This is a genomic window from Curtobacterium sp. AC268 (assembly GCF_979258745.1).
In genome coordinates, this window is record NZ_OZ409878.1 from 2,188,479 (window position 1) to 2,212,824 (window position 24,346).

Here is a 24,346-nt window from a genome sequence, read left to right on the forward strand (position 1 = left end):
AGCTGCAACTAATAACATCCGCAAGGGGTTCCGCATGGCTCAGACCCCGGGGCTCAGCGGACCAGGGGGTTCGTGACCTCGAGCTCACCGTGGTCGACGAGCCAGCGCACGGCGTCCAGCACGGTCTCCTCGGCGGTGAACGCCGGCGCGTAGCCGAGCAGACGACTCGCCTTCTCGGTGCTGAAGACCTGGCTGCGGGACAGGTGCTCCCAGCTGGCGTCAGCGTGTTCCGGAGCCGTGGTCTCGCGGAACCGGTCCCAGGTGACGGAGTCGAGCCGGGCCTCCTGGCCGAACCACGACGCTGCCAGGTGGGCGTACCCGCGCGCGGTGAGCGCCGTCGGAGCCGTGACGAAGAAGTCCTCTCCCGCCGCCGCATCGCGGTGCTCGACCGCGAGCTGGAACGCCTGCGCGACGTCGTCGGCGTGCACGTGGGCCATCGTCTCGGCGCCGAGACCGGGGACCTCGAGCGGTTCGCCGGCGGACAGCTTCGTCAGCACCGAGGTGTCGAGGTTGCCGAGCGGACCGATCGGCGTCCAGCCCGGACCGCTGATGTGACCGGGGTGCAGCGACGTCCTGACCAAACCGCCTGATGCGGTTTCTTCTTTGAGCATCCGGGCGATGGCGTCCTTCTGGACGCCGTAGTCGCCGAACGGCGGCGTGGCGTTCTGCTCGGTGATCGGCAGCACGTGCGAGACACCGGCGCGCCAGATCGAACCGCAGTGCACCAGGTGCGTGCCGGTGCCGCGGAGCGCGTCGACCAGCGCTGCGGCCGAGGACTCGGTGAAGCAGACGAGGTCGACGACGGCGTCGGCACCGAGCGCGGCGATGCGGCTGCCGAAGGTGCCGTCGCGGTCCTCCTGCTCGCGGTCGGCGGTGATCCGTTCGACCTGCTGCCACTCCGGGGCGTCGGCGTAGGGGGTGCTCGTGCCGCGCGTGACGGCGACAACGCGGTGCCCCGAGCGGACGAGACGGGGGACGAGGAACGAGCCGATGTGGCCGGTGGCTCCGATGACGACGATGTGCATGGTGGCCACCGTAGGCCGAGGCGTGCGGATCGTGAGCAGGAACGGTCGGGTGCGGCGGTGCGACCCGACCGTTCCTGCTCACGAAGCGCGCCCGCAGCCCGCGCAGCGACCGCAGCGACCGCAGCGACCGCAGCGAGCAAGCGCAGCGCGCCCGCCACGCTCAGTCGGCGGTGATGACCTTCACGGAGCCGGCGATGGTCGCGGCGTCCTCGGCGAGCGCGACGACGGGGTCGGGCAGGCCGGCGCCCCCGAGGGCCTTGCGCACACCCCAGCCGACGAAGCTGCCGACGAGGGCACCGACGCCACCGAGGATCGCGCCCTCGATCCGCAGGTCGCGCTTGCCCGTGGTGCCGAGGGCGGCACCGGCGAGGGCACCGGACGCGACACGTCCGAGCAGCGCCGAGGGGGCGATGCGGTTCGGGGTCTTCGGCAGCTTGTCGCCGATGAGCTCACCGACGGCGGAGGCCACGAGCAGCCCGCGGCCGACCGGGGTGCTGAAGACCTTCCACTGCTGCCACGAACCCTTCAGCGAGGACCGGTCGTGGTTCAGTGCGAGGACGGCGAGCGGGGTGGCGCTCCGGCCGCCGCTCATGATGCCGAGGACCAGGGTGCGGACCAGGGTGTGCTGCTCGTGCTGCTTGCTCATCGTGACTCCTGTCGTGTTGCCCCCGACGGTACGCACGGTGACCTCGCGTGTTCCGAGCATCGCGAGCGATCGCCGGGCGGACGTCCGGCGATCGCCGAGCGGACGTCCGGCGTTCCCCGGGTACGGAGCCTCCCCGAGTAGCGTCCGGCGCATGAGCAACGTCATCGTCCTCGGCGGCCACGGCAAGGTCGCACTCCTCGCCACCCGCATCCTGTCCGAGCGCGGACACACGGTCACCTCCGTCATCCGGAACGCCGACCAGTCCGACGAGATCCGGGCGCACGGCGGCGAACCGCACGTCGCGGACATCCAGCAGCAGTCCCTGAACGACTTCGCCGAACTGATCCGCGGGCATGACGCCGTGGTGTGGTCGGCCGGTGCCGGTGGCGGTTCCGTCGACCGGACCTGGGCCATCGACCGCGACGCTGCGGTGCTGTCGATCCAGGGGGCGAAGCAGGCCGGCGTCGACCGCTACGTGATGGTGTCGTGGTCCGGGTCGCAGCTCGACCACGGGATCCCCCAGGACCAGGACTTCTTCGCGTACGCGCAGTCGAAGATGATCGCCGACGCCGTGCTCCGCGACTCCGGGCTGCAGTGGACGATCGTCGCGCCGAGCACCCTGACCGACGACGAGCCGACCGGTTCCGTCGACTGGGACGGCTCGTCGACCGAGGTGCCGCGCGGTGACGTGGCGCACGTGGTCGCCGACGTGGTCGAGAACCCCGGCACGGCCGGCAACACCTTCCGGTTCAACACCGGGTCGACGCCGGTGGCGGAGTTCCTGCGCGCCGACGCGGTCTGACCGGGACCTCCAGACCCACAGACAGACACGGACGGGGTCGCGGCGGTTCTCCGCCACGACCCCGTCAGTGTGTCTGCAGGGCGTCGAGCTCAGTAGAGCGTCGAGATGCCCGTCATGTCGCCGCGGCCGAGCGCGCGCCCACCGAGGTCGCAGTACCCGCCGGACGGCTTCATGACCTGGCCGGTGCCGGAGTCGACGTGCCCCAGTCCGTACAGGTGGCCCCACTCGTGCGTCGCGACAGCCTGGGTGTCGAAGCGCGTGCCCGAGCAGGTGGCCGTCGAGCTCCACTGGAAGCCGGTGGCGTAGCGCTGGTCGGCCTCACGGGCGTTGCCGTCGCCGTCGTACCAGACGCACGTGACGCCGAGGGTGCCGGAGGGGAGCTTCCCCCAGCCCATCACGTTGTAGCCGTTGCTCGACGCGCAGCCGCCGCTCGCGGTGAAGTTCGGCGCCTGCTTGGCGAGACGCAGGTAGGTGTTGCTCGCGGTCGACGTCACGGTGCGGCTGCACGCCGCGATCTTCCCGGTCCACGTGGTCGCGGCCTTGCGCAGCGCGTCCTTGGCGTACGTCGACTTCTGGCCGGTTTCGTTGTAGTACCACTGCACGGTGCCCGGCCAACGGTAGCCGGGGCTCCCGGCCGGCTTCCACGCGGTGCTCGTGCACTTCGTGGTCGCGGCGGTCGCGGCACTCGACGTCGCCGTGGCGGCCTGGCCCTGCGCGCGCTCCTGCTGCACGGCGGGGGCGGACCCGCGCCATTCCTCGTCGACGCGGACCGCGACGCCCGCTGCCCCGTTGTTCGCGACGACGATGTCGGCGAGCTCGGGTGCGCCCGGTGCCGAGGTGCTGCTCGCCATCACGCTCTCACCCGGAGCGGGGAGTGCGAAGGTGCGTCCGTCGGGCGTCACGACCGTGCCGGAGGTCGCCGTGCAGCCGCTCTCGAGCGTCTGCACGGACAGGGTCCCGGGGGCGCAGCTCGTGCCGGCCCCCGGGGTCGCCGCCTGGGTCGCCGCCTGGGCGGGTGCTGCGGTCAATGTGAGACCGGCGAGGATCGCGACGATCGCCCCGGTGCTCAGCGCGTTCCTGACAGGACGCATGGTTCCCTTCCAGCGGCAGGCCACGTGGCCCCCGCTCCTGATCGGGATCCATGCTCGCCGATGACCCCGCACCGGGTCCAGGACTGCGCTGCGGGGACACGCCCCCAGTCAGGGGCGGCGCTCAGGCCATCTGTGAGTAGAAGCGCTCCGGTGCGTCGGCGAGGGACGCCTTCACCATCCGGCTCCAGTCGTCGACCAGCACCTCGGCCGCGCCGCGCTCCACACCGTCGAGTGCCGCACGGGCCACGTCCGTCGGGTCCGTCTTCGGGCCGTCGTAGTCGCCCATCATGTCGGTGTCGGCCGCACCGAGGTGGAGTCCCTGCACGCTGATGCCCCGGTCGGCGAGCTCCAGGCGGACGGCGTTCGTCATGTTCCACTCGGCCGCCTTCGCCGCGGCGTAGCCACCGGCGCCGGGCGCCGCGAACCAGGACAGTGCCGACAGCACGTTGACGATCGCGCCGCCGCCGTTCCGCTCGATCACCGGCGCGAAGGCGCGGATCATCGACAGGCTGCCCCAGAAGTGGGTGTCCATGGCCTTCCGTACGATGGTCAGGTCGTCGGTCACCAGGGAGCCCTGCGTCGAGATGCCGGCGTTGTTCACGAGCAGCGTCACGTCGCCCGCGGCGGCGGCCACCGCGTCGACCGAGGCCTGGTCGGTGATGTCGAGGGGCAGCGCGACGACGCCCTCGACGTCGACGAGTTCGGGGCGGCGTGCGGTCGCGTAGACCTTCGACGCCCCGCGCTCCAGCAGCTCCAGGGCGAAGCGGCGTCCGATGCCGCGGTTCGAGCCGGTGACGAGTGCGACCGATCCAGCGATGTCCATGGTGTCTCCTCCTGCCGCGCGGGTGTCTCCTGCAGCGGCTCGGCTACGCTAAGACCTCACATTCATGTCAGGGGCAAGCCCGGATCGGAGCACACATGCGCATCGGCGACCTCGCGGCCGAGACCGGCGTCAGCGTCCGCTCGCTGCGGTACTACGAGGAGCAGGGACTGCTCACCGCGTCGCGCACCGCGAGCGGGCAGCGGATCTACACGGACGCAGCCGTCGAGCGGGTCCAGCTCGTGCAGCAGCTGTTCGCCGCCGGGCTCGCGAGCCGCACGATCGTGCAGCTGCTGCCCTGCGTCGACCGTGGGGAGTCGACGCCGGAGTCGTTCGCACTGCTCCTCGCGGAGCGGGACCGGATCACCGCGCAGCTGGCCGAGCTCGAGGCGGTCCGGGGGCGGCTCGACCAGGTCATCGCGATCACCGAGCACCCGACCGCCGAGCACTGCCCGGCGCTGCGTGACCGGCCTGCGGAGCCGGTCGCGGCCTGAGACGCGGCACCCGGACGGACGGGAGGCCCGTGGCGGGTCCGCCACGGGCCTCCAGTCCGCGTCCTGGTCACGACCAGGGCCGCAGGTGCGGCGTCAGGGCTGGAACACCTGGATCTGGTCCAGCTCGGCGAACCCGGTCCCCTTGGTGAAGGTGAGCGTGTTCGCGCCGGCCTTCAGGGTGACCGTCTTCTGCGCCCATCCGAACCGGCCCCAGTTGACGGTCGGCGCGTAGCTGACCGAACCGGCCGAGGTCCCGTTGACCGCGAGCGCGTGGGTGCTCGTCGCACCCGTGCCGTTGTCGTACCGGACGTTCACCGTGTACGTCCCCGCGGTCGCGGCCTGCACCGTGAACTGCACGGAACTCGTCGCGTTGTTGATGTTGCCGACCTTCGCGCCGCCGACGGCGTCGGCCTGCGTGACGGTGCTCGTGTCGTTCCGGACCGCAGACTCGGCCTCGTACCGCTGCGCGTTGATCGGGATCGACCCGACCCGCACGTCGTTGTAGGTGGTGGTGAGGTTCTCGACGTTCGTCGCCTGGTACAGCGTCTTGCCGTCGGCGCTCGAGTCGAAGCCCTGGGCGAAGCCGCTGAACGTCCCGCCCTCGGCGTCCCGTGCGTCGTACGTCACCGCGTACGGGAGCTGCTCCCACGAACCCGTGCCCTGGTTGCGGTTCACGACGAAGTTCTGGCCACCGTCGATGTTGCCCGCACTGTCGAGGGACCACTTGGACGAGACGACGATCATGCCGTTGGCGTTGCCGGCGGTCGGGACCCAGCGCACCTCGGGCGACGACCCGACCCCACGGCCGTCCGGCAGCGCGATCTTGGTGCCGATGCTCGTCTCGGGGCTCCAGTTCAGGCCGTCCGGTGAGGTCTTGAAGTACACCGGCGCCGTGTTGTTCGTCTGGCTCGGCCGGTTGACGACCTCGAACGTCGCCACGTAGTTGCCGTTCGGGATCCGCGTCACCGTGATCATGCCCGGACGGTCGCTCTTGTTGGTCGGTGCGGACACGTTGACCAGGCCGCCCCAGGTCAGGCCACCGTCCGTCGAGCGCCGGTAGCTGACGGCCTGCAGGACGTTGTTCGCCTTCTGCCGCTCGTCCGAGAAGTAGGTGACCAGCCCGCCGTTCGCGTCGACGGCGACGGACGGCTCCCACACCGTCGAGGTCGTCGAGGTCGGGCTCGGGTCGTACGTGGCCGGACCGCCGGTGTCGACGGTGCTCACGAAGGACCAGGTCAGCCCGTGGTCGAGGCTCTTGTACATGACCAGTCGGCTGCTCGAGCGGTCGGTGGGCATGATCATGCCGCTCAGCAGCAGTGTGCCGGCCGGCATCGTGCCGAGCTGGATCGGGGTCTCGTACAGCGAGGGCTGCGCGGTGCGGGTGAGCGTCGGGAACTGCGTGCTCGGCTTGACCGTGGCGACGCGGCTCCACGAGGTGCCGTTGTCCGTGCTCCGGTAGATCGGGTAGACCTGCACGCCGTTCTCGAGCACGAGCTGGTCGAAGGTGACGAACTGCTGGCCGTTGGCCGATCCGCTGTTCTTCAGGACGATGTTCTTCGCGTAGGTGGTACCGGCAGCGCGGCCGCCCTCGGGGTTGAACGAGGAACCCGCTGCCGGCGAGTACACGAGGGCTCCGTTGCCGGTCGTGACCGCCTGAGCGGGGAGGGGGCCGGCGACGCCGGCGACGAGGGCTGCCGCGGCGGCGGCAGCGGTGACGACGAGCGCGAGCGTTCGGCGTCGACGAGGCGCCGGAGCGGCGCCGAGGCGGAGGGACATGGTGCTCCGTTCGGTTGGTGGTGCGGTGGTGGTGCGCGGAGGCGGACTGGAGGCGCGGGTCCGACCCGACCCGCGCCTCCCGTCCGTCACGGGGTCGCGGACAGGGCCGCTGCCACGGCCCGTTCCTGTCGCGTGTGCGCGGCGAACGCGTCGGCGACCGGGTTGCGACGACGGTCGAGGCCGCCGGCGCCGTCCTCGACGAGGTCGAAGAGGCCCATCGTGAGCAGGTGCTCCTGGCGAGGGGCGTCCGTGTGCCGCCAGGTCCACTCGTACATGTCGAACAGCGGCCACCAGGTGTAGCCGACGACCGGCACCCCCTCGTCGCGGAGCTCCCGCACGGCCGTGACCGACGCGTCCAGCCAGCCGATGCGCTCCTCGACCGAACCGGTGACGCACGTCTCCGTGAGCATGACCGGGGCACCGTAGCGCTCGGCGTAGGTGGTGAGCACGTCGCGGAGCCCCTCGACCCCGGTGTCCTCGTAGGGGCGCGGGTCGGCGAACCCGCCGCCGTGGTGCACCCCCGCCTCGAACACCTCGGTGGAGTGCAGCGGGTAGTAGTTGACGCCCATCACGTCGGGCCGGACCGCGTGCTGCCGGAACCAGTCGAGGTCGGCGTCGGTGACGCCCCCGGACCGGAGCCGCCCGACCAGGGGGTGCGCGTCGTCGACGCCCCCGGTGACCAGGTCCTCGACCAGGAACGTCTGGGCGCGCAGGCGGGCGACCGTGTCGCGGTGTTCCGGGGCGTCGACGTCTCCGACGTACCGGATGCCGGCGTCCACGTGCACGAAGGTGGCGGCGTCTCCGAGTTCGCGGGTGATCGCGTGCTGCGTCGAGACGAACCCCTTGGCCAGGGCGGAGGCGATCCGGGCCGACCCCTCGGCGCCGGTCAGGTACGGGGGCCAGTACCCGTACTCACCCGAGAACAGGGCGTGGATGACGGGCTCGTTGACGGGCGTGTAGTCGGTGGCGACGTCGCCGTACCGCGCCGCGAACCGGGCGGCGTACTCGGTGACGTGCGCCGGGTAGTCGGGGTGGGCGAACTGCCCGTCGAGCCAGAGCGGTGTGCCGTAGTGCAGCAGGTCGACCACGGGCCGCAGGCCGGTCTCGCGGAACCGCGCCATGACGTCGTCGACCCACGACCAGTCCCAGACGCCGGGCTCGGGGGCGACGCGGTACCAGGGGACGCCCCAGCGCAGGAGTTCGGCGCCGACGTCGACCGCCAGCCCGAGGTCGGCGGCGTACTGCCGGTAGTGGTCGGTGAGCTCGTACTCGTCGATGGGACGTTCACCCGGTCGGGCCTGCGGGACGAAGGTGTCCTCGATGCCCAGGGCGAAGTGCAGCCTGCCGTCGTCGGACCAGTGCATGGTGTCTCGTTTCGTGGTGGGCACGGCCGCTCCGGGCTCGTGCGGGGTCGTCGTCACTTGAGCCCGGTGCTGGCGACGCTCTCGATGAAGCGGCGTTGCACGAGCAGGAACATGACGGCGAGGGGCAGCACGGCGATCAGGGCGCCGGCCATCATCACGCCCTGCGGGATGATCCCGCCGGGTCCGGTCAGCAGGGTGAGGCCGGACGTGATGGTCCCCATGTCCTGGTCGGTGGTGAACACCAGCGGCCAGAGCAGGTCGTTCCAGTTGTTGACGAAGGTGAAGATGCCGAGGGTGAGCAGGGCGGGGACGGCGTTCGGCAGGACGACGCTCCGGAAGATCCGCCACTCCGAGGCCCCGTCGATCCGCGCCGCGTTGTCCAGGTCGCGGGGCAGCGACACGAAGAACTGCCGCAGGAAGAAGATCCCGAAGGCGTCGGCCGCCCGAGGAGCGATGAGCCCCGCGAACGTGTTCACCCACCCGAGGTCGGACACCAGTTGGTAGATCGGGATGAGCGTCGCCTGGAACGGGATCATCAGGCTGGCGACGATCACGATGAGCAGCACCTTGCTGCCCCGGAAGTCGAGCCGTGCCAGGGCGTAGGCGGCGAGCGCGTCGAACGCCAGCGCGAACACCGTCACACCGCCGGCGAAGGCGAAGCTGTTCAGGATGAGCCGCCCGAACGGCAGCTGCGTGAAGATCGCCCGGAAGTTGTCGAGCGTCCAGGTGTGCGGGAACAGCGTCGGCGGGTAGGCGTTGACCTCGCTCGCCGGTTTGAACGCCGTGAACACGATCACGAGCACGGGGAGCAGCACCGCCAGGGTCACGACGGCCACGGCTGCGAAGCCGAGCCAGCGCATCGACGGCTGTCGACGGGCCACGGTGCTGCGTCGGACGACGGTCGCGGGACGGGGGAGCGCGGTCATGATGCGGTGTCCTCTCCGCGCTTCCCGAAGAACAGGAACTGCACGAGGCTGAGCAGCAGGGTCGCGATGAGGAGCACGTACGCCAGGGCGCTCGCGAACCCGAGGTCGAGGTCCTTGAAACCGGACTGGTAGATCTGCATGACGATCGTCTCGGTCGACCGGTACGGACCACCGCCGGTCAGGACGTAGATCTGGTCGAACGCCTGCAGTGCGGCGATGAGGGCGACGATCACGACGAACGCCATCGTGTTGCTCAGCATCGGGAAGGTGACGTTCGCGAACCGCTGGCGGCCGTTCGCTCCGTCGAGCTGCGCTGCCTCGTACAGGCTCGTGGGGATCTCCTGCAGCCCGGCCAGGAAGATCACCATGTAGAAGCCGAAGTTCTTCCACACGGCCACGAGCACCACGGTGGGCATCGCGAGCGTCGGGTCCTGCAGCACGTTGCCGAGCCGGATGCCGACGAGCTGCAGCCAGTGGTTCAGCAGGCCGATCTGCGGGTCGAGCAGGTACGACCACGCGAACGCGGCGACGGCCAGGGACACGATGAACGGCAGGAACAACGCCGACCGGAAGAACCCGCGGAACGGCAGGGCCGGGTGGTTCAGCACGAGGGCGAGCACCAGGGCGACGACGATCGCGACGGGGGTGAAGAGCACCGAGTAGAGCGCGGTGTTGCCGATGGACCGCAGGACGTCGGGGTCGGTGAAGACCCGGACGTAGTTCGCGAACCCGATGAACGACGGGTCGCCGAACCCGCTGGCGTCGGTGAACGACAGCCGGAGCGCCGAGAGCATCGGCCAGAGCACGAACGCCCCGAGGATGACGATCGCGGGTGCGAGGAACCCGACGATGGTGGCGCGGCGGCGGAACGTGCCGTTCAGGGGCGATCGTCCGCCGAGCTGGCCCGGTGGTCGGTACCGACGGCGTCGGCCGAGTTGCTGCGTGGTCACGAGGGTCCTCCGAGGGCCGCTGCTGCTACTTCAGGGCCGACTGCACGTCGGCGTCGGCGGTGGCGAGGAGCGATCCGGGGTCCCCGCCCGCCATCGCCTTCTGGGTCGCGGTGTCCACGGCGGTGAGCACGTCAGCGCTGTCGACCACGCCGGGCAGGAGCGGGATCGTGGTGCCCGGCAGCCCGGTGAGCGTCGCGACGGTCGGGTTCTCGTCGACGTCCGCGGCGGTGACGTCGGTGCGGAGCGGCGGCCAGCCGGACCCGAGGGCCCACTTCGTCGCGACGGACTGCTCGTTGAAGTAGCGCAGGAACCGCTCGGCCGCGGCCTGCTTCGTGTCGTCGGTCTGGGCCGTCACACCGAGCGAGATGCCGATGGCCGAGGCGACCTGCGCTTCGGGGCCCGCCGGGATCGCGGCGATGCCGTAGTCGATGTCCGAGGCCTCGGCGACGCCGGCCATCCAGGGGCCGCCGATCTCCATGGCGGTCTTGCCGGCGGTGAAGAGCTTGTCCGCGGCGATGCCGTCGACACCGGTCGGCGAGATCTTGTCGTCGCGCACCGCCTTCGCCCAGTACTCGAGCGTCTCGGCGTTCGCGGCGGAGTCGATGGTGGACTTCGTGCCCGCCTCGTTCGTGATCGATCCGCCGTTGCCGGCGAACAGGCTCGGCCAGATGCCGTTGCCGACGGTCTGGTGGTCCGGCAGCACGAGACCGTACTGCTCGGGGGTGCCGTCGCCGTTCTCGTCCTTCGTGAGCTTCTTCGCGTCGGCGACCCACTCGTCCCAGGTGGTCGGGAAGGAGTCGATGCCGGCCGCTGCGAACAGCTTCTTGTTGTAGATCACGGAGAGCGGGACGAACCCGCTCGGCACCCCGTACTCCTTGCCGTCGACCCGCTCCATCGCGACGGCCTGTTCCTTCAGGTCCGCGGTGTTGTTGGCGTCGTCGGCGTAGAAGTCGCTGAGGTCGACCAGCGCCTTCTTCTGCGCGTAGACGGGCAGCCGGTCGGAGGTCATCGCGACGAGGTCCGGGCCCTTCTTGGCGGACAGGGCGGGGAGCATCGTGTCGTCGATCACGGCCCAGGTCTTCGTCTGGGTCGTGATGGTGACCTTGTCCTGCGAGGCGTTGAAGTCCTTGACGATGCCGTCCAGGACCTTGCCGTCGGCCTCGGTGTAGCCGTGCCAGAACGTCAGGTCGACGTGGCCGCCGTCACCCGACGACCCGGGGGAGCCGGCGCACCCGGCGAGGGAGAGCGACGCCGCTGCTGCGAGCGCGACGACCGCGATGTGCTTCTTCATCGAAAACCTGCCATCCGTCCGGCACGTCGGTGTGCGGACCTCGTCCATGCCGGATTTACACCGGTGTAAATGTGGACAGTAGCCGGTGCTCGACCACCCGGTCAAGGGGTCGGGGAGCACCCGTGGTCAGCGGGTCAGGCGGAGACCGAGCGCAACGGTCCGGACGACGCCCGGACGACGAGTGCGTGCGGCGAGCGCAGCACCCCCGGTGTCGCCGGGGCGCCCTCCTCGAGCTGGGCGACGAGGACCCCGACCGCCGTCGCCGCGACGCGGTCCAGGTCGGCCGACACCGTGGTCAGCGCCGGGGTCGAGTACGCCGACTCCTCGATGTCGTCGAACCCGACGACCGCGACGTCGTCCGGCACGGTCCGGCCCGCGAGCTGCAGGGCACTCATCGCCCCGAGCGCCAGCGCGTCGTTGCAGCAGACGATCCCGTCGACCGGCACGCCGGCGTCGAGGAGTTGCCGCGCAGCCGCCGCCCCCTCGGCCCGGTGCCACAGCGCGGTCGGCACCACCCGCTCGGGTGCGAACGGCACGCCGTGGTCGTCGAGCGCCTCGCGGTAGCCCCGCAGTCGCTCCTGCGCCGTGCGCACGGGGCCCGACGGGTCGGAGCCGATGAAGGCGATCGACCGCCGACCGGCGTCGAGCAGGTGCGCGGTCGCGTCCCGCAGCGCGTCCGCGTTCGACATGGCGATGAACGGCACGGGGGCGTCCGGGATCGGCTCACCGAGCACGACCAGGGGGAACTTCACCTCGAGCGCGGCGGCGTCGCTCGGCCGGACGGTCAGCGGGCTGTAGATGATGCCGTCGATGGAGTGCTCGCGCATCCGGGTGATCGCGTCCGCCTCGCGCACGCCGCTCGCGGTCTGCTCGATGAGCACCGTGTAGCCCACGGCTCCGGCAGCGCGGATGACGGCGTCGGCGAGTTCGGCGAAGTACGCCTGCCGCAGTTCCGGCACCGCGAGCCCGAGCACCTTGGAGCGTCCGGCGCGGAAGTTCCGGGCCGAGACGTTGAGCTCGTAGCCGAGCTCGTCGACGGCGGCCATCACACGGTCGCGCGTGCGGACGGAGACGTGTTCGTAGCCGGACAGCACGTTCGAGACGGTCTTCTTCGAGACACCCGCCACGGCGGCGACGTCGCTCATCGTGGGCGGAGAGCGGTGCCCCTGCGCCATCGGGCGCCCCCTCTCACGTGCGGACTGCGTTCGGCAGGAACCTACCGCACCAGCGTGGTGCGGACCGGACGGGAGGCCCGTGGCGGGTCCGCCACGGGCCTCCTGTCCGGTCGGTCGCCCGTCCAGGGCCCCGCTCAGTCCGCCAGGAACCGCAGGACCGCGAGCACCCGCCGGTTCTCGTTCGGCGTCGCCTCGAGCCCGAGCTTGGTGAAGACCGCGGTGACGTGCTTCTCGACGGTCCCACCGGACAGGAACAGCGTGTCCGCGATCGCGGCGTTCGACCGACCCTCGGCCATCAGGCGCAGCACGTCGGTCTCGCGGGCGGTGAGCGAGTCGAGCGGACCGCTCGTGGCACGCGGCGCCTGGACCAGTGCGGCAGCCACCTCGGGGTCGAGCACGACGTTGCCCGCGGCGACCTGGTGCAGCGAGTCGATGAAGGTGCCGACCTCGGCGACCTGGTCCTTCAGCAGGTACCCGACGCCGACGGTGGCGACGTCGAGCAGCGCCCGCGCCCACTGCGCCTCGGCGTACTGCGAGAACAGGAGCACCCCGACGTCGGGCCGGACGTCCTTCACCCGCATGGCCGCGCGGACCCCCTCGTCGGTGTGGGTCGGCGGCATCCGGATGTCCATCACCACGACGTCGACCACGCCGTGCGCGACGGCGGCCACCGCGGCGTCGCCGTCCGACACCGGCACGACCTCGTGCCCGCGACCACGCAGCAGGGACGTCAGCCCCTCGCGCACGATCGTGTTGTCGTCGGCGACGACGATCCTCACCGTTCGGCTCCGCTCGGCATGCGCATCCGGATGCGGGTCGGGCCGCCGGCGGGGCTGTCCACCTGCAGGTCCCCGTCCACGGCGCGCAGCCGTTCGAGCACCCCGGCCAGACCGGTGCCGTGACCGTCGGGGGTGCCGAGCGCGACGTGTGCCCCGCCGTGGCCGTCGTCCTCGACCTCGACGAGCAGGTCGGTGCCGAGCATGCCGACCCGGACGGCGGTGGCCGAGGCTCCGGCGTGCTTCGACACGTTCGTCAGCAGCTCGAGCACCCCGAAGTACGCGATCCCCTCGACGACGCGGGACGGCCGGACGGGCAGGTCCACCGACAGCGTGACGGGGAACGGGGTCCGGGAGCACGCCGAGGTCAGCGCGGCCTCGAGTCCCTCGTCGAGGACGGGCGGGTGGATGCCGCGGGCCAGGGCGCGGAGCTCGACCAGCGCCTCTTTCGTCGACGCGTGCGCCCGGTCGACCAGCGCGGTGACCGCGTCCGGGTCGGCGCCGGTCTGCAGGCGGTCGCGGGCGTCGCCCAGGGTCATCGCCAGGCCGACGAGCCGGGCCTGGGTGCCGTCGTGCAGCTCCCGCTCGATGCGGCGCAGGGTGGTGTCGGCGTCGAGCACGGCGGCGTCGCGCGAGGCCGTGACCTGGCGGAGCCGCAGGTCGCGGGCGGTGGCACCGAGCAGGGCGCGGATGACCACACGCTGCAGTGCCGCGAGCCCGTGGTTCACCGCGGGCCAGAGGAACAGCACGATGAGCAGGCCGAGCACCGCGAACGCGACCTGCAGCGGCGGGGTGTCGACGTACACGCCGAGGAACTGCGCACCGCTGTGGAGCTCGCCGTCCGCGCCCCGCTGCGCCGGCAGGAAGTGCCCCCACGCCGCGTGGGTCATCGCGCCCAGACCGCTCACGAGCACAGCGGTCGAGACGGCGAACGTGGTGGTGGTCAGCACGAACCCCGCGAGCAGGTACGCGAACGCCCGCCAGGTGGGGCCGTCCGACAGCCGGGCGAACGCGGTGCCGAGCGGCGTCGAACCCGCACGGGGCGGTGCCGGGGCGACGACGACCTGCCCGAGCAGCGCGGCGGACATCCGGCGGGTGACCGCGGCGAACCAGTGCGACCCACCGAGCAGGAACGCGGCGACGACCAGGCCGACCCAGGTCAGCGACACCGGGATGCCGACGGCCAGCACCACGACGAACCAGGCCAGCGCGGCGATCGCGATCGGCAGGTGCGCGGCGTGGAACGCGAAGGCCCGCCAGGTGCTGCCGTCGGCGACGGCTCGGAACGGTCGGAACCGGGGGACGGTGGTGGGTGCGCCCGGGGTGGCGACGGCGGTGTACATGCGGACCTCTTCGTGTCGGTGACGAGCTTATTGCCCGACACCAGCCTCGCCGCGGGGGTCCGCCCGCACACCGGTGCTGCCCCCCGTGGTCGGTGGGGAAACCCCGCGATCGTCGTCAGCCGGGTCCGCTCAGGCGCCGGTCTGCTCCGTCGGTGCGGCCACGGGCTTCGACTGGCTCGACCCTCGTTGCCGCAGGGACACGGTGGCGATCACCATCACCGAGATGACCAGGAACTCCGACTGCCAGTTCTGCATCGACTCGAACCAGAACTGGCTCGTGCCCAGGTAGCCCCACGCCGTGACGACATCGCCGCCGTGTTCGAGCTGCTCCTCGTTGTAGGCCGCCGCACCACCGATCAGGTGCCCCACGACACTGCCGAGGAACAGCACCGCGAACAGGATCAGCAGGGAGTTCTCGTACAGCACGAGCACGATCCCGCCCCGGCGCACCGGCCACGGGGCCTTCGGGTCGTCGGCGTGCTCCCGGGGGTCCTCGTCCTGCGGGCTCTGTTCATCCAGGGGCTCGGACTCGCTCGACCCCTTCTGGAACAGGAACACCGTGAACACGATGTACGCGCCCATCTGCAGGAACTCGCTCTCCCAGTTCTCGAAGGTGGCCTCGGCGAAGTCGCCGCTCGTCAGGAAGCCCCAGAGCGACACGGCCGCCTCACCGTGCTGGAGTGCGTCCGCCGCGGACACCCGCCACCCGGCGAACACCATGCCGACGAAGCACACGACGAAGACGGCGACGTTCGCGAGGAGCAGGCCGTGCCGTCGCACACGCTGCCACCCACTCGTTCCGTCGTGCAGGCCGAGGGTCACCGGGTCCTCCGTTCGTCGCGTCGAACCCATCCTGGTCCGGACGCCACGAACGGCTTCGCAGGAGCACCCGACCGGTCGCGCCGGTCCGTCAGCGACTCAGAGCGTGACGCCGGTGGCCGTCGCGAGCGCGTCGAGCAGTTCGGTGCGGAACCGCTGGTCGGCGACCGCCGGGTGCGGCTCCTGCCGCTCCCCGTGGAACCAGTAACCACCCGTCGCGGTTTGGTCCGGGTCGGTCGCGAGCGTCTCCTGCGTGCGGTGTCCGAGCTCGAAGTCGTCCGGAGCGCCGGCCCCGCCCATCTTGGTCGCCACCCAGCCCGGGTCGACGGCGTTGCTCAGCACGCCCGGGCGTCGGAGCGGCACCTCGGCGGCGAGCGCCGTCACGACCAGCTTCGTGTCGGAGTACGAGTTCGTCTCCGAAGCGCCGGTCCAGTCGACGGTGTCCAGGCGCGGACGGCCGCCCCGGTGCATCCCGCTGCTCAGGTACACGTGCCGCCCCGGCGAGCGGAGCAACGCGGTGAACAGGTAGGGCGCCACGACGTTGACGGGCACCAGGGAACGGCCGGAGATCACGCCGGCGTTGTGCACGACGGCGTCGAGCGGGGTGCCGGCGTCGAGCTCCCGGGCGGTGGCGATCACGGCGTCGCGGTCCGCCAGGTCGGCGACGACGAGTTCGGCGCCGCGCTCCACCAGGTCGGCGACCGCCTCGGCGCGGGCCCGGTTGCGCGCGTGGACGACGACGTCGTGTCCGCCGCGGAGCAGCGAGTCGGCGGTCCCCCGCCCGAGGCCGTCGGTGGATCCGGTGACGAGGATGCGTGCCATCCGCCCATCATGCGCCCGACGGCTGCGGCCGGTCCGGCAGGTGGACCGGGAACGAGCGGACGGGAGGCACGGTGCGGGTCCGCCACGGGCCTCCCGTCCGGTCACGGCCCCCGTCACACCTCGGCGACGGCCCGCAGCTCGAGCGCCACGGCGTTCAGGTCCTCGATCAACCCGTCCGCCCGGTCGGCGTACTCCGGAGCAGGCGCCCCCGCATCACGTCCCTTGCCGTTCGGCCACGGTGCCCACACCGGCACGGCGACCGCGAGCAGGTCCGCACGATCCCATCCGTGTTCGAGCAGCACACGCGCACGGTCCACACGCTCCTGCACCCGCACGACGTGGGGATCGTCGTGCTCGGTGAGGAACGCGACCAGCCGGTCGCCGCGGACCACGTACCGCCGGAGCTGGTCACGTCGGTCCCGCTCGTCGTACCGGCCGCCGTGCAGCAGGTGTCGGCGCAGCCATCCCATGCCCCGATGATCCCACCGCACATCGCGGCCCGCTGGTCCTGTACGTTTCCTGTGTAGACATTCCCTGATCAGAGAGGACGCGGCGCCATGAGTGACGGCACGCCCCAGTACAACCAGCAGAACCCGAACCCCTACGCCGCCGGAGGGCAGCCCTACGGCGCTCCGATGCAGCCGTCGTCCGACCGCTTCAACGTCATGGCGATCGTCGGGTTCGTCCTGGCCTTCGTGGTGAACATCGCAGGCCTCGTGGTGTCCATCATCGCGCTCTCGCAGATCAAGAAGACCGGGGAGCGCGGCCGCGGCCTGGCCCTCGCCGGCGTCATCATCAGCGCCCTGTCGCTCGTGTTCGGCATCTTCTGGATCATCTTCGTGGTCACGGTCCTCGCGAACACCCCCACCAGCACCACGGGCGGCTACTGACGCCCACCAGCACCAGACCGGAGGCCCGTGGCAGCTCGCCACGGGCCTCCCGTTCGTCCGGGGTCGGTTCCGGACCGCGGCCTCAGCCGATGACGCCGGTGTGCTCCAGCACGATGTTCAGACCGATCAGGATCAGGACGACACCACCCGCGATCTCCGCCGGCTTGCCGAAGCGGGCACCGACACGGCGACCGACCAGGACCCCGACGAACGACAGCACCGCGGTCGTGATCCCGATGAGCAGCACCGCGCCGCCGATCGAGACGGGCAGGAACGCCAGGGTGACGCCGACCGCCAGGGCGTCGATGCTGGTCGCGACCGCCAGCACGAGGAGCTCCCGGATCGGCAGCCGATCGGTGTCCTGCTCGGTGTCCTCGTGCTTCGAGAACGCCTCCCACAGCATCTTCCCGCCGATCAGCGCGAGCAGCCCGAACGCGACCCAGTGGTCGAAGGCCGCGATGTACTGCGCGAACGCCGACCCGAGCAGCCAGCCGAGCAACGGCATCACCGCCTGGAACACCCCGAACGTGAGCGCGATCACGATCGCGTGCCGCACGTCGAAGCGCTTCATGTGCAGGCCCTTGCCGAGGGCCACGGCGAAGGCGTCCGCGGAGACGCCGAGCGCGATGAGGAACAGGGCCCAGAAGGACATGGGGTGGCGCCTTTCGAGACGGTCGGATGGAGACTCCGACGTCTCAGGACCTGACGATCCTGGCACGGCCCGGGGCACGAAAAGGCCTGATCAGCGGGATTCGTCGGCCCGAATCCGCGGGTTGGTGGGCCCGGGCCGCCAACCCGGCCCACGTCGTCGACGTGACCAGGGGACGGACTGGAGGCCCGTGGCGGGCACGGCCACGCGCCTCCAGTCCGGCAGTCAGTGCGTCAGGAACCGGCGGCCGCGTGCGCGGCGACCTGACTGGCCGTCAGTTCCGTGCCGTAGACGGCGGCGTACCGCATCGAGCCGGTGAAGTACGGGTTGTTCGTGGAACCCGGCCACCCGCTGACGACGTCGTAGCCGACGCGGAAGTACCCGGTGAAGTTCTCGGGGTTCTTGAAGGCCGCGTTCGACGCGACGAGCGTGCCGTCGACGTACAGGCGCATGCCGTTGGTGGGCGACATCGTGGCGACGGTGTGGTGCCAGGCACCGTCGTTGACAGCCGTCGGCGACGTGATGACCTGGGTGGCGCCGTTGTAGGTGCCGAACGCGAGCTGGCCGGTCGTGGTCAGGTAGAGCTTCCGGTCGTGCTGGCTCGACGCTCCGGTCTGGCTGCTGCCGAAGCCGATGAGCATGCCGCCGGCGACCGTGGTGCGGAACCAGACCTCCTCGCTGAAGGTCGTCGGGTTGGCGTACGAGCGCGGGGTGGAGACGTAGCTCGTGGACCCGTTGAGCGCGTAGGCGCTCCCGCTGTCACGCGGGCAGGCGTTCGGGCTCGGCGTGGTCGCGGTCATGGCGCCCTGGTAGGTGCCGTTCGCGCCGCGACCCGACCAGTCGGTGGCCGTCTTCGAGCCAGAAGCCTCGGTCAGGCGGTAGGCGAACAAGGCGTTCGCGGTGTCGGCGCCGACTGCGCCCGTGCACGTGAAGTACGGGGCGGTCGCCGCCATGTTCGCGCTGTTGGTCACGCGGGCGGTGTACGCCGAGCGGGTCGGGGCGAACTGGTTCAGCAGGACGACGACGGCCAGGGCGACCACGAGGAGGACGGCGACGACGCGACCGTCGCGCAGACGACGGAGGATCACGAGGGACGCACCGCCTCGACGCGGCCGACCGCCAGGCACGCCACGAGCGGCACGAGGCACACGGCGATCAGGGCGACCCAACCCAGGGGGTCGAGGTCGATGTTCGACATGAGCTGGTAGTGCCCGTTCTTCGTCAGCTCGTGGATCACGACCCGGCCCATCTCGCCGTCGACCAGGTGGACGCTGTTGCCGCCGTGGGCGTCGACGCGGACCGGGAAGATCCCCGACGAGATCACGGTGGCCTCGACACCCGTCGGGCTCGAGGTGTTCGTGATCGTCGTCACGTTGACGAACGGCTTGAACACGAACGCCGCGTACGAGACGGTGAGGGCGCTGCCCGCGATCCGCAGGCAGGAACGGGTCACCCGGTCGGTGAACGCGCTGGTCAGGGTCAGGATGATCAGCGTGCCGATGAGCAGGATCGGGGCGGCACGGAGCAGCCAGCCGATGCGCGGGACCAGGAGCGCGGGGGTGCCGATCACATCGGCCTGGGTGAGCGTCCACGGGTCCGTCGCGCCGTTGATGTCACCGCGGGTGTGGATCCCGCCGTCCGCGTCGATCGAGACGATGCGGTGCGTGTAGACGACGTCCGGGTTGGCGGAGGTCTCGAACGAGACGATGTCGCCGACGCTGAGCGTGGCGACGTCCACCGGCAGGTCGAGCACGAGGGTGCCGACCGGGGCGGCTTCGCCCATCGAGGGGGTCTCGACGACGAACCAGCGGCCGCCTGCGGAGAGGAACAGGACGGCCGCGGTGAGCAGCAGTGCTGCGATCGCGGCGACCGACCAGGCGAGGACCGTCTCGGAGCGGGTGACCTGACGGCCGCGGAGGACCGGGCGGTCGAGCATGCCGCTGAGCGGGATCGCTGCGGTCTGGCTCATGGGCTCTGCTCCGGGAGGTCGAGGTGGGGCTGGTCGGGCTGGTCTTGCTGGTCTTGCCGGGGTGGCGACGCTCGGCCGGAGGGGGGTCGGCCGAGCGTCGCCGGTCTGGGGGAGGGGTGATGGGGGCGGATCAGGGCGGATCAGGCCGGATCAGGCTGGATCAGGCCGTGAAGGTCCAGGTCATCGGGACCGAGGCGGCGAGGCCCTGGTAGGTGTTGCCGGCCGAGGAGTCCAGGGTCACCGCGAAGTTGAACGGGACGCTCGCGCCGGCGGCCGGAGCCTGCGGCATCGTGAAGGCCGACGCCGCCGCACCCTTGAAGCTGGCGAGGGTGCCGCTGAACACCGTGGTCGAACCGGAGGTGACGACGAGGTTCATCTTGGCGCAGAGGTCGGTCGCGGTGCCGTTGGCCGAGCCGTTCGCCGACTGGGTGCACGTGGTGCCCGGGTTCAGCGTGAAGGTGCTGGCGTTCGCGGTGCCGGTGTTCTTGATCGAGATCGCGGTGTTGACCGTGTTGCCCGGGGTCATCGTCGTGCTGCCGCCGAACTTGTTGATCGTCGAGCAGGTCGCCGAGTTCGTCGAGACCGAGCCGCCGTCGGTGCTGAGGCAGGTGACGGTCGCGCCGGCGTTCTGCTCCTGCATGATCAGCGTGCCGCTGCCGGCGGTGTTGCTGCTGTTGGTGATGCTCGCGGCGAACCCGGAGAGGGTGCCGGTGAGCGAGAGGGAGAGCAGGACGGCGGCGAAGATACCCGCGAGGAGTGCCACGGGGGCGAAGCGGATCCGCTTCAGTGCGGAGGTGCGGAGCTTGGTGGACACGGGGTACCTCTTCGTTCGGTGGTGGTTGCAGGAAGTCGGGGGAAGCAAGACCTTCGGGCTGTTTTGCTTCAATGGTTAAGATAGTCAGTGATTCACCAAGTTGACCACTCGTATACTCACCCCAGTGCGGGGGACGCACCTTGTCCCCCGGTCCCCGACACGGAAGAAGGCCCTCGTGGCAGCAGCACCGAACGACGACGACGACGCCGATCTCATGGCCGCGTTCACCGCCGTCGTGCGTGCGAACGCCAGCCTGGTGAGTCAGCTCAGCGCCCGGGCGGGCGTGCACGAGAACGCCCTCCGCGCCCTGGTGCTCATCAGTGACACCGGGTACTCCACGCCGACCGAGGTCGCCGGGTACCTGGGGCTGACCTCGGGCGCGGTGACGAACATGATCGACCGGATGAGCACCGCCGGCCTGCTCGAGCGCGCACCGAACCCGGCCGATCGCCGGGGCTCACTGCTGCGGCTGCTGCCCCCGGGCCATGTCGTCGTGTCGGACTACCAGGAGCGGTACGCAGCGATGCTCCGGGCCGTCGACGGGGCGCACAAGGGCGAACTGCACGAGGTGCTCAACGACCTGGCGACGAGTCTGTACGAGCAGGCTGCCGCTGCGACCTGATCTCGCTCGTGCGGACCGCGCGTCTACCCGGTGTGGATCGCCCGTTCCGCTGTCGCGGTGAGGCCGGCACGGCGTTCCCGATCCGTCCCGCGGGCACGCTCGTCCTCGAGCACCCGCACGACGGTGTCCCGGAGGGGTCGGGTCACCCCGCCGGCGTCCGTGAACGCCACCGCGGAGCGCTGCGCGAACCCGGCCTCCGACACCGGGATCCACAGGGGGAGTGATCGCGGTCCGGCCCAGTAGGCCACGTCGTGCGCAAGCAGGAGGTCGTCGTCGACCGCGACCAGCTCGTCGTCGAAGCCGGTGACCTCGGCCACGCACCGGAAGAAGTCCTGCATCGGCGTCGGAGCGCCCACGGCGTTGACCGTGCCGACGAACCCGTCGCGCCCGGCACGGACGAGCCAGGCGGCGAGGTCTGCGACGTCGATCACCTGGACGAACCGCTCCGCCGTCGTCGGCACCAGCACCGGCCCACCGCGGTCGAACCGAGCCGGCCAGTACCCGAACCGGTCACTGGGGTCGCCAGGTCCGACGATCAGCCCCGGTCGCGCGACGAGCAGCCGCGACCCGAGCCGGAGCCGGGTGGCGCGTTCGGCGAGGACCTTCGCGTCGGCGTAGGCGGACGGGTCCCTCGGCTCCACCAGCCGAGCGGACTCATCGGCGCCCGGCTCGTCGTTCTCTGCGTACACCGAGACCGTCGACACCAGGGTCCAGTGCGCGGCCCGGTCGGCGAGGGCATCGAGCGCCGGGGCGACGAGTCCGGGGGCGCTGGCGAGCTCGATGACCTCGTCCCAGTCGCCGGTGGCCTGTGCGTACGCGCCGGCCAGGGTTCGATCCGCCTGGACGAAGCGCGCTCCCTCGGGGACGCTGCCGGTGGTGCCCCGGGCGAGGCAGGTGACGTCGGCGCCCTCGGCCAACAGCTCGTCGACGATCTTCCGTCCGAGCCAACCGGTGCCGCCGAGTACCAGGACGCGTCGCACGCGCTGCGGCATCAGACGGGCTGGAGGGGTCGTCGTTCGCCGTCCGGGAGCTCGACCCGGATGCGGTCGCCCGGCCGGACCGTGCCACCGCTGAGCACGACGCTCATCACGCCGCCCTTGCGCTCGACCGTGCCGTCCTCGGCGCGCCCCAGCACGGCACGGAGGAGTCCCGGCTCGAAGCCGTTGATCTGCTGGCACGGGTTCCGCAGGCCGGTTACCCGTACGGAGGCGTCGTCACCGAGGTGCAGCACCGCCCCCTCGGGCAGTCCGAGCAGATCGACGCCGCTGGTCGTCACGTTCTCGCCCATCTGGCCCGGCTCGACGCTGAACCCTGCCTCGGCGACCTCGTCGAACAGCTCGGCGTGCAGCAGGTGGACCTGACGCAGGTTCGGCTGCGAGGGGTCCCGGGCGACCCGGGAGCGGTGCTGCACGGTCGTGCCGGCGTGGGCATCACCCTCGATGCCCCACCCCGCCACGAGCGTCACCGCGTCGACCAACGGCTTGCTGAACCGGTGCTCGCCGTCCTTGCTCACCGCGACCACGCGCGGCTGGTCCATGTCGTCCCCGCTCATGGGGCCGATTCTGCCCCATGGTCGCGGCCGCGCGAGTGCAGCGCCGATCAGCGGCGCTCGCGCAGGCCGGTTCAGCGGCGCTTGCGCAGCGCGTTCGTGGCCCACAGGGAGACGGCGATGAGCACGGGCTGGAACAGCAGGCGGACGAAGCGCTTGGTGTCGGTGTCCAGGCCGAACCCGTCGCGGTGGTGCATCCACTGCGCAATGTTGCCGGGGAAGACCGCCAGGAAGAACACCGCGACGACCCACCCGACCGTCACCTGACGCCGAGCCAGGAGCATCAGCGCAGCTCCGAGGGAGATCTCCACCACGCCGGAGGCGATGACCGTGACGTCGGTCGGCAGCGGCACGAACTTCGGCACCTGCGCCTGGAACTCCTCACGTGCCACCGTCAGGTGGCTGATGCCGGCCCAGGTGAGCAGCGCGCCGAACAGGATGCGGACGATGGTCCGGGGGCGGGTGGAGCGGACTGCGGGGGTGCGGGTTGCCATCGGGGTGGTGCCTTTCACGGTCGTGGTGGGGTTCGGTGGAGTGGGGGCGCCGAGGTCAGCGGCTGCGGCTGCGGAGGACTCGGCGTCGGCGTGCGGCCTCGAACGTGATCGCGACAGCGGCGGCACCGAGCGTGAGGATCCGGGCGGCCGGACGGCCGCGGGTCGAGGCGGCCAGTCGCAGTGCGCCGACGAGTGCGAGTGCCCCGGCAGCACCGGTCGTGGTCGTCGCCTGCCGGTCTTCGAGGTCGATCACGAGCCGGGTCCCGCCGAGAGCGGTCGCCGCGATGGTGGCGCCGGTGCCGATCAGGTCGCCCCCGGGCGCACGACGGACCGCTGCAGCAACGAGTCCGAACCCGGACAGGAGTTCCAGAGCCGGGATGCCGAGTGCGTGTGGAACGCCCGGCTCGAAGCCCCGGCGCTGCATCTGCTGGGCCCTGGCGCGCAGCGGGGTGCGGCGAACCGTGGCGAAGCCGTGCCCGGCGAGCAGGACGCCGGTGACGAGGTCGATCCAGCTGGTCAGTTTCACGTTGTGCTCCATTAGGTTGTGCACAACCTAACACGTCGACGTGTCGAGTGGGCGGGAACAACGTGCACCTACCCTGAACACGTGGAGGACGATGTCCCTGGCGGACCAGGTTGGATCATCAGAGCTGCTGACCTCCGCCCCGTCGTCACCGACCTGGAGGCCTTCCGAGCCGGCCTCGCTGAGGATCCCCTCGCCGAGCCGATCGAATTGCTGTGGACCGGGAACGCCGGCGCTGCTCTTCAGATGCTCGGGGTGCTCCAGCAGACTCCGCGGGTACGGGCGCTTGCTGCCGATTGCCATCGCGACCTCGGGGACACCGCTCATGCCGTGAGCGAGTACGACGTGCTCGTCGCAGAGTGCGTGGGTACGGCACGCGAGGCCGTGATGCGGCAGCACCGCGGCAAGGCCCTCCTCGCTAACGGTGAAACGGAACGTGCAGTCGAGGACTTCCAGCGTGCCGTCGAACTCCGACGGACAGCCCACCCGGTGCTCCTCGCATCGGCAGAGCAAGGCTTGGCGGTCGCGCGCGCTCGTATGGACCGCGGGTGATCACAGCCGGAGTGGCGTGCTACCGGATTGAGCTTCGAGCGCTCGAAGGGTTCCTGTCCCTGCTTCTGACCCTTGGTTGGCTTCGAAGCGCTGGTCTCACGGGGAGCTATCGGTCTGTAGGGGAACACCATGCAGAAGAAATCGAGGTCAACACGCTTCGCCAG

At 70.9% G+C, this 24,346-nt stretch carries 28 protein-coding genes; 5 read left to right on the plus strand and 23 right to left on the minus strand.

The features are described 5' to 3' along the window. Window positions 1–53 precede the first annotated feature (53 nt). Window positions 54–1,025, minus strand: a complete 972-nt coding sequence (locus ACZZ9K_RS10400) for an NAD-dependent epimerase/dehydratase family protein (RefSeq protein ID WP_463443999.1) — start codon at window positions 1,023–1,025, stop codon at window positions 54–56. 160 nt (window positions 1,026–1,185) lie between these two features. Then, window positions 1,186–1,671 (minus strand): DUF4126 family protein, encoded by a 486-nt coding sequence (locus ACZZ9K_RS10405; protein WP_051597019.1) that lies wholly within the window; start codon window positions 1,669–1,671, stop codon window positions 1,186–1,188. Window positions 1,672–1,822: 151 nt separating this feature from the next. Here ACZZ9K_RS10405 and ACZZ9K_RS10410 point away from each other — a divergent pair, with 151 nt between their 5' ends. Then, entirely contained in the window at window positions 1,823–2,473 is a 651-nt protein-coding gene (locus ACZZ9K_RS10410; RefSeq protein WP_138802156.1) for an NAD(P)H-binding protein, read from the plus strand. Between the two features lie 89 nt (window positions 2,474–2,562). Here the strand turns inward: ACZZ9K_RS10410 and ACZZ9K_RS10415 are convergent, their stop codons facing one another. Beyond that, window positions 2,563–3,564 carry a matrixin family metalloprotease gene (locus tag ACZZ9K_RS10415; protein ID WP_463444000.1) on the minus strand — a complete coding sequence of 334 codons (1,002 nt, stop codon included), beginning with the start codon at window positions 3,562–3,564 and terminating at the stop codon, window positions 2,563–2,565. 121 nt (window positions 3,565–3,685) lie between these two features. Next, a complete protein-coding gene (locus ACZZ9K_RS10420; protein ID WP_463444001.1) occupies window positions 3,686–4,387 on the minus strand; it encodes an SDR family oxidoreductase in 702 nt (233 codons plus the stop codon). Window positions 4,388–4,482: 95 nt separating this feature from the next. Here ACZZ9K_RS10420 and ACZZ9K_RS10425 point away from each other — a divergent pair, with 95 nt between their 5' ends. After that, on the plus strand, window positions 4,483–4,878 hold the full coding sequence (locus ACZZ9K_RS10425; protein WP_138802159.1) for a MerR family transcriptional regulator: 396 nt from the start codon (window positions 4,483–4,485) through the stop codon (window positions 4,876–4,878). 93 nt (window positions 4,879–4,971) lie between these two features. Here ACZZ9K_RS10425 and ACZZ9K_RS10430 read toward each other — a convergent pair whose 3' ends face one another. From ACZZ9K_RS10430 to ACZZ9K_RS10480, 11 genes are all read right to left on the minus strand, one after another. Then, window positions 4,972–6,654, minus strand: coding sequence for a CBM35 domain-containing protein (locus ACZZ9K_RS10430; protein ID WP_138802160.1), 1,683 nt, complete (start codon window positions 6,652–6,654; stop codon window positions 4,972–4,974). 86 nt (window positions 6,655–6,740) lie between these two features. Next, window positions 6,741–8,018: a family 1 glycosylhydrolase gene (locus ACZZ9K_RS10435; protein WP_463444002.1), complete on the minus strand. Its 1,278-nt coding sequence runs from the start codon at window positions 8,016–8,018 to the stop codon at window positions 6,741–6,743. Window positions 8,019–8,071: 53 nt separating this feature from the next. Beyond that, entirely contained in the window at window positions 8,072–8,944 is an 873-nt protein-coding gene (locus ACZZ9K_RS10440) for a carbohydrate ABC transporter permease (RefSeq protein WP_071404106.1), read from the minus strand. Continuing rightward, the gene (locus tag ACZZ9K_RS10445) at window positions 8,941–9,894 is read right to left on the minus strand and encodes a carbohydrate ABC transporter permease (RefSeq protein ID WP_035809298.1); all 954 of its coding nucleotides are present in this window, start codon (window positions 9,892–9,894) and stop codon (window positions 8,941–8,943) included. The genes ACZZ9K_RS10440 and ACZZ9K_RS10445 overlap by 4 nt, the downstream gene beginning before the upstream one ends. 25 nt (window positions 9,895–9,919) lie before the next feature. Further along, a complete protein-coding gene (locus tag ACZZ9K_RS10450; protein WP_463444003.1) occupies window positions 9,920–11,185 on the minus strand; it encodes an ABC transporter substrate-binding protein in 1,266 nt (421 codons plus the stop codon). 134 nt (window positions 11,186–11,319) lie between these two features. Continuing rightward, window positions 11,320–12,330, minus strand: a complete 1,011-nt coding sequence (locus ACZZ9K_RS10455) for a LacI family DNA-binding transcriptional regulator (protein WP_111056473.1) — start codon at window positions 12,328–12,330, stop codon at window positions 11,320–11,322. A 164-nt stretch (window positions 12,331–12,494) separates the two neighbouring features. Continuing rightward, window positions 12,495–13,139, minus strand: a complete 645-nt coding sequence (locus tag ACZZ9K_RS10460) for a response regulator transcription factor (RefSeq protein WP_209132482.1) — start codon at window positions 13,137–13,139, stop codon at window positions 12,495–12,497. Further along, the gene (locus ACZZ9K_RS10465) at window positions 13,136–14,479 is read right to left on the minus strand and encodes a sensor histidine kinase (protein WP_463444004.1); all 1,344 of its coding nucleotides are present in this window, start codon (window positions 14,477–14,479) and stop codon (window positions 13,136–13,138) included. The genes ACZZ9K_RS10460 and ACZZ9K_RS10465 overlap by 4 nt, the downstream gene beginning before the upstream one ends. A gap of 129 nt (window positions 14,480–14,608) precedes the next feature. Continuing rightward, window positions 14,609–15,301 carry a DUF6766 family protein gene (locus ACZZ9K_RS10470; protein WP_463444005.1) on the minus strand — a complete coding sequence of 231 codons (693 nt, stop codon included), beginning with the start codon at window positions 15,299–15,301 and terminating at the stop codon, window positions 14,609–14,611. A 96-nt stretch (window positions 15,302–15,397) separates the two neighbouring features. Continuing rightward, window positions 15,398–16,120, minus strand: coding sequence for an SDR family NAD(P)-dependent oxidoreductase (locus tag ACZZ9K_RS10475; RefSeq protein WP_463444006.1), 723 nt, complete (start codon window positions 16,118–16,120; stop codon window positions 15,398–15,400). A gap of 113 nt (window positions 16,121–16,233) precedes the next feature. Continuing rightward, the gene (locus ACZZ9K_RS10480) at window positions 16,234–16,590 is read right to left on the minus strand and encodes a hypothetical protein (protein WP_463444007.1); all 357 of its coding nucleotides are present in this window, start codon (window positions 16,588–16,590) and stop codon (window positions 16,234–16,236) included. 87 nt (window positions 16,591–16,677) lie between these two features. Between ACZZ9K_RS10480 and ACZZ9K_RS10485 the strand changes: the two genes are divergently transcribed. Further along, window positions 16,678–17,010, plus strand: coding sequence for a DUF4190 domain-containing protein (locus ACZZ9K_RS10485; RefSeq protein WP_051597022.1), 333 nt, complete (start codon window positions 16,678–16,680; stop codon window positions 17,008–17,010). An 82-nt stretch (window positions 17,011–17,092) separates the two neighbouring features. Here ACZZ9K_RS10485 and ACZZ9K_RS10490 read toward each other — a convergent pair whose 3' ends face one another. The 4 genes from ACZZ9K_RS10490 to ACZZ9K_RS10505 all read right to left on the minus strand — a co-directional run bounded on the left by ACZZ9K_RS10490 (window position 17,093) and on the right by ACZZ9K_RS10505 (window position 20,442). Continuing rightward, window positions 17,093–17,662 carry a manganese efflux pump MntP gene (locus ACZZ9K_RS10490; protein ID WP_111056467.1) on the minus strand — a complete coding sequence of 190 codons (570 nt, stop codon included), beginning with the start codon at window positions 17,660–17,662 and terminating at the stop codon, window positions 17,093–17,095. Between the two features lie 230 nt (window positions 17,663–17,892). Then, a complete protein-coding gene (locus tag ACZZ9K_RS10495) occupies window positions 17,893–18,747 on the minus strand; it encodes a LamG domain-containing protein (protein ID WP_463444008.1) in 855 nt (284 codons plus the stop codon). After that, on the minus strand, window positions 18,744–19,628 hold the full coding sequence (locus ACZZ9K_RS10500) for a S26 family signal peptidase (protein WP_463444009.1): 885 nt from the start codon (window positions 19,626–19,628) through the stop codon (window positions 18,744–18,746). The genes ACZZ9K_RS10495 and ACZZ9K_RS10500 overlap by 4 nt, the downstream gene beginning before the upstream one ends. A gap of 160 nt (window positions 19,629–19,788) precedes the next feature. Further along, a complete protein-coding gene (locus ACZZ9K_RS10505; RefSeq protein WP_111094114.1) occupies window positions 19,789–20,442 on the minus strand; it encodes a COG1361 family protein in 654 nt (217 codons plus the stop codon). 175 nt (window positions 20,443–20,617) lie between these two features. On the opposite strand from ACZZ9K_RS10505, the gene ACZZ9K_RS10510 reads away from it, so the two are divergent. Next, complete coding sequence (locus ACZZ9K_RS10510) at window positions 20,618–21,064, plus strand: MarR family winged helix-turn-helix transcriptional regulator (protein ID WP_463444010.1); 447 nt, start codon at window positions 20,618–20,620, stop codon at window positions 21,062–21,064. Window positions 21,065–21,087: 23 nt separating this feature from the next. Here the strand turns inward: ACZZ9K_RS10510 and ACZZ9K_RS10515 are convergent, their stop codons facing one another. The 4 genes from ACZZ9K_RS10515 to ACZZ9K_RS10530 form a co-directional block, all read right to left on the minus strand. Then, window positions 21,088–22,056 (minus strand): NAD-dependent epimerase/dehydratase family protein, encoded by a 969-nt coding sequence (locus tag ACZZ9K_RS10515; protein WP_463444011.1) that lies wholly within the window; start codon window positions 22,054–22,056, stop codon window positions 21,088–21,090. Next, a complete protein-coding gene (locus ACZZ9K_RS10520; RefSeq protein WP_185974066.1) occupies window positions 22,056–22,616 on the minus strand; it encodes an MOSC domain-containing protein in 561 nt (186 codons plus the stop codon). Before ACZZ9K_RS10520 ends, ACZZ9K_RS10515 begins: the two co-directional genes overlap by 1 nt. Window positions 22,617–22,687: 71 nt before the next feature. Continuing rightward, window positions 22,688–23,107, minus strand: coding sequence for a DoxX family protein (locus ACZZ9K_RS10525; RefSeq protein WP_071404117.1), 420 nt, complete (start codon window positions 23,105–23,107; stop codon window positions 22,688–22,690). A gap of 55 nt (window positions 23,108–23,162) precedes the next feature. Continuing rightward, complete coding sequence (locus tag ACZZ9K_RS10530; RefSeq protein ID WP_138802172.1) at window positions 23,163–23,633, minus strand: hypothetical protein; 471 nt, start codon at window positions 23,631–23,633, stop codon at window positions 23,163–23,165. 81 nt (window positions 23,634–23,714) lie between these two features. Between ACZZ9K_RS10530 and ACZZ9K_RS10535 the strand changes: the two genes are divergently transcribed. Continuing rightward, window positions 23,715–24,182, plus strand: a complete 468-nt coding sequence (locus ACZZ9K_RS10535; RefSeq protein WP_463444012.1) for a tetratricopeptide repeat protein — start codon at window positions 23,715–23,717, stop codon at window positions 24,180–24,182. The last annotated feature ends 164 nt before the right edge of the window (window positions 24,183–24,346 follow it).

What these genes read in the sequence shown, in the direction of transcription:
- ACZZ9K_RS10400 (WP_463443999.1), bottom strand. Translation starts at nt 1,025, where the DNA reads ATGCACATCGTCGTCATCGGAGCCACCGGCCACATCGGCTCGTTCCTC.
- ACZZ9K_RS10405 (WP_051597019.1), bottom strand. Translation starts at nt 1,671, where the DNA reads ATGAGCAAGCAGCACGAGCAGCACACCCTGGTCCGCACCCTGGTCCTC.
- ACZZ9K_RS10410 (WP_138802156.1), top strand. Translation starts at nt 1,823, where the DNA reads ATGAGCAACGTCATCGTCCTCGGCGGCCACGGCAAGGTCGCACTCCTC.
- ACZZ9K_RS10415 (WP_463444000.1), bottom strand. Translation starts at nt 3,564, where the DNA reads ATGCGTCCTGTCAGGAACGCGCTGAGCACCGGGGCGATCGTCGCGATC.
- ACZZ9K_RS10420 (WP_463444001.1), bottom strand. Translation starts at nt 4,387, where the DNA reads ATGGACATCGCTGGATCGGTCGCACTCGTCACCGGCTCGAACCGCGGC.
- ACZZ9K_RS10425 (WP_138802159.1), top strand. Translation starts at nt 4,483, where the DNA reads ATGCGCATCGGCGACCTCGCGGCCGAGACCGGCGTCAGCGTCCGCTCG.
- ACZZ9K_RS10430 (WP_138802160.1), bottom strand. Translation starts at nt 6,654, where the DNA reads ATGTCCCTCCGCCTCGGCGCCGCTCCGGCGCCTCGTCGACGCCGAACG.
- ACZZ9K_RS10435 (WP_463444002.1), bottom strand. Translation starts at nt 8,018, where the DNA reads ATGCACTGGTCCGACGACGGCAGGCTGCACTTCGCCCTGGGCATCGAG.
- ACZZ9K_RS10440 (WP_071404106.1), bottom strand. Translation starts at nt 8,944, where the DNA reads ATGACCGCGCTCCCCCGTCCCGCGACCGTCGTCCGACGCAGCACCGTG.
- ACZZ9K_RS10450 (WP_463444003.1), bottom strand. Translation starts at nt 11,185, where the DNA reads ATGAAGAAGCACATCGCGGTCGTCGCGCTCGCAGCAGCGGCGTCGCTC.
- ACZZ9K_RS10455 (WP_111056473.1), bottom strand. Translation starts at nt 12,330, where the DNA reads ATGAGCGACGTCGCCGCCGTGGCGGGTGTCTCGAAGAAGACCGTCTCG.
- ACZZ9K_RS10465 (WP_463444004.1), bottom strand. Translation starts at nt 14,479, where the DNA reads ATGTACACCGCCGTCGCCACCCCGGGCGCACCCACCACCGTCCCCCGG.
- ACZZ9K_RS10475 (WP_463444006.1), bottom strand. Translation starts at nt 16,120, where the DNA reads ATGGCACGCATCCTCGTCACCGGATCCACCGACGGCCTCGGGCGGGGG.
- ACZZ9K_RS10480 (WP_463444007.1), bottom strand. Translation starts at nt 16,590, where the DNA reads ATGGGATGGCTGCGCCGACACCTGCTGCACGGCGGCCGGTACGACGAG.
- ACZZ9K_RS10485 (WP_051597022.1), top strand. Translation starts at nt 16,678, where the DNA reads ATGAGTGACGGCACGCCCCAGTACAACCAGCAGAACCCGAACCCCTAC.
- ACZZ9K_RS10490 (WP_111056467.1), bottom strand. Translation starts at nt 17,662, where the DNA reads ATGTCCTTCTGGGCCCTGTTCCTCATCGCGCTCGGCGTCTCCGCGGAC.
- ACZZ9K_RS10500 (WP_463444009.1), bottom strand. Translation starts at nt 19,628, where the DNA reads ATGAGCCAGACCGCAGCGATCCCGCTCAGCGGCATGCTCGACCGCCCG.
- ACZZ9K_RS10515 (WP_463444011.1), bottom strand. Translation starts at nt 22,056, where the DNA reads ATGCCGCAGCGCGTGCGACGCGTCCTGGTACTCGGCGGCACCGGTTGG.
- ACZZ9K_RS10520 (WP_185974066.1), bottom strand. Translation starts at nt 22,616, where the DNA reads ATGAGCGGGGACGACATGGACCAGCCGCGCGTGGTCGCGGTGAGCAAG.
- ACZZ9K_RS10525 (WP_071404117.1), bottom strand. Translation starts at nt 23,107, where the DNA reads ATGGCAACCCGCACCCCCGCAGTCCGCTCCACCCGCCCCCGGACCATC.